The 2556-nt window shown below is 73.8% G+C and carries 2 protein-coding genes; both read right to left on the reverse strand.

Translation table 11 applies throughout. From position 1 onward, the window contains the following. A partial coding sequence (locus tag N864_RS21350) for an ATP-dependent helicase (protein ID WP_034722181.1) occupies nucleotides 1–1764 on the reverse strand: 1764 nt, incomplete at its 3' end. A gap of 65 nt (nucleotides 1765–1829) precedes the next feature. After that, nucleotides 1830–2556: NAD(+) diphosphatase (nudC, locus tag N864_RS21355; protein WP_034722182.1), on the reverse strand; the 727-nt coding region annotated here is incomplete at its 5' end.

The raw sequence follows: 2556 nt of genomic DNA on the forward strand, positions 1-2556 counted from the left end.
CGGCCCTCGGGCCTGCTCGCCGAGGACCACCGAGCCGGCCGCGAGGAAGCGCGAGGGCCGCCGGGTCGCCCGCCCCCCTGGGGCCCGCGACTCCGCGAAGGAGATCTCGAGCCGCCGCCGGGCGCGGGTCAGACCGACGTAGAGCAGCCGGCGTTCCTCCTCGATGGCCTCGAACCCCTCGGCCATCGAGATGGGGATCAGCCCGTCGGAGCAGCCGACGAGGAAGACGACGTCCCACTCGAGTCCCTTTGCCGCGTGGAGGCTCGCGAGCGTGACACCCTGGACGGCCGGAGCGTGCTGCTCCGCGGCCCGCCGGTCGAGCTCGGCGACGAGCTCGGGCAGCCGGGCGCCGGGCACGGACTGCTCGAGGTCGTCGGCCAGCTGGGCCAGCGCCGTGAGCGACTCCCAGCGCTCGCGGACGGCACCGCTGCCGCTGGGCGGCTCGGCGGACCAGCCCGCGCCCGTGATGACGTCGCGGGTGAGGTGTCCCAGTGGCTTGTCACCGTCGTCGCTGCGAGCCGCGCCGCGCAGCAGCAGGATCGCGTCACGCACCTCCTTGCGCGCGAAGAACCGCTCACCCCCGCGGACCAGGTAGGGCACGCCCGCATCGGAGAGGGCCTGCTCGATGGCCTGGGACTGCGCGTTGGTCCGGAACAGGACGGCGATCCCGGCCGCGGCTGTCCCTGCGTCGATGAGCTCCCTGGCCCGTGCGGCGACAGCCGCGGCCTCGGCGGGGTCGTCAGGGTGCGTGGTCAGGGTGGGCCGGGGGCCGGGCTCACCCTGCGCGCGCAGCTGCACCGCACCGTCCCGGGCGGCCTGGGGTCCGCTCGCGACGACGAGGTTTGCCAGGCCGACGATCTCGGGAGACGAGCGGTAGTTGCGGACCAGCCGCACCACGGTCGCGTCGGGGAAGCGACGGCGGAAGCCGAGCAGGTGCTCGGGGCTGGCACCGGTGAAGGAGTAGATCGTCTGGGCCGGGTCGCCGACGACGCAGACGTCGGACCGCTCCCCCAGCCAGAGGTCGAGCAGTCGCTGCTGGAGCGCGTTGACGTCCTGGTACTCGTCGACGACGAAGTGGCGGTACTGGTCCCGCACCGTCCTCGCGATGTCGTCGCGGTCCTTGAGGATCCCGACCGTGAGCAGGAGGACGTCCTCGAAGTCGATGACGCCGCGGCGCTGCTTGACCTCCTCGTAGGCGTCGAAGACCCGGGCCATGCCGGTCAGGTCGAGCCCGGGAGGGTCGCGACGAGCCGCCCGGGCCGCCCCTGCGTAGCTCTCGGCGGTGAGCAGGTTGACCTTGGCCCACTCGATCTCGGCGGCGAGGTCGCGGATCGCCGTGCGGTCGAACTGCATGCGGAGCCGGCTCGCGGCCTCGGCGACGGCCGGCGCCTTCTGCCCGAGCACCTCGGGCGAGGCGCCGCCGACGGCCTGTGGCCAGAAGAAGTGCAGCTGGCGCAGGGCGGCCGCGTGGAAGGTGCGCGCCTGGACCCCGCGGACACCCAGCCCGCGCAGACGCGTGCGCATCTCGCCCGCGGCTCGGGCGGTGAAGGTCACCGCGAGCACACGTTGCGGCTGCTGCAGGCCGGAGTGCACGGCATACGCGATCCGGTGCGTGATGGCGCGGGTCTTGCCCGTCCCCGCACCGGCGAGGACGCAGACGGGGCCGGGCGGCGCGGTCGCGACCTGGCGCTGCTCGGGATCGAGGCCGGCCAGGACGGAGTCCGCCGTGACGAGCGGGTATGCCGCTCCGTTCGTCCCCGACATGGCCCTCCTTGCGCTCCGCGTGCCCGCACATCCTCGCACCCGGGTGGGACAGCACCCCGCCGGCCTCAGCCCCGCGCCGCCGCCTCAACCGTCTCCCCGAGCCAGAGCTCGATGATCCGCTTCGCGATGGAGATGCCGGTCGGCGTGTGGATCCGCTGGTCGCGCAGACCGGCGCGGTACTCGTCCCGTGTCATCCAGTGTGCCTCTGCCATCTCCTGGGGGTCGAGGGTCAGCTCGACCTGAGTGGTGCGGGCGGCGAAGCCGATCATCACCGACGAGGGAAACGGCCACGGCTGGTTGCCCAGGTAGGTCACCTCGTCGACGAGGACGCCGACCTCCTCGGAGACCTCGCGGGCGACCGCCTGCTCGAAGGACTCACCGGGCTCGACGAAGCCTGCGAGGACCGAGAAGCGTCCCTCCGGCCAGTGCGGCGACCGGCCCAGGAGCAGCCGGTCGTCGGGGTCGACCACCGACATGATGACCGCGGGGTCGGTGCGGGGGTAGTGCTCGCTGCCGTCGTGGGGGCACCGCCGCACCCAGCCGGCCTCGACCGGCGCTGTCCGGCTCCCACAGATCGAGCAGCGGCCGTGGCGCGCGTGCCAGTTCGCGAGCGCCAGCGCGGTGGTGAACAAGCCGGCACCGAGCTGGTCCAGCAGCCCACCGGCCCGCCGCAGGGTGAGCCAGGAGTCGTCCGCCTCACCGGCCACTTCGGGCTCGGACGCCGGCAGGACGGCGACGTAGGCCCGGCCGTCCGGGCCGCGACCCAGGGCGACGGCCAGGGTGTCGCGGTCG

Source organism: Intrasporangium chromatireducens Q5-1 (assembly GCF_000576575.1).
Taxonomy (GTDB): Bacteria; Actinomycetota; Actinomycetes; order Actinomycetales; family Dermatophilaceae; genus Intrasporangium_A; species Intrasporangium_A chromatireducens.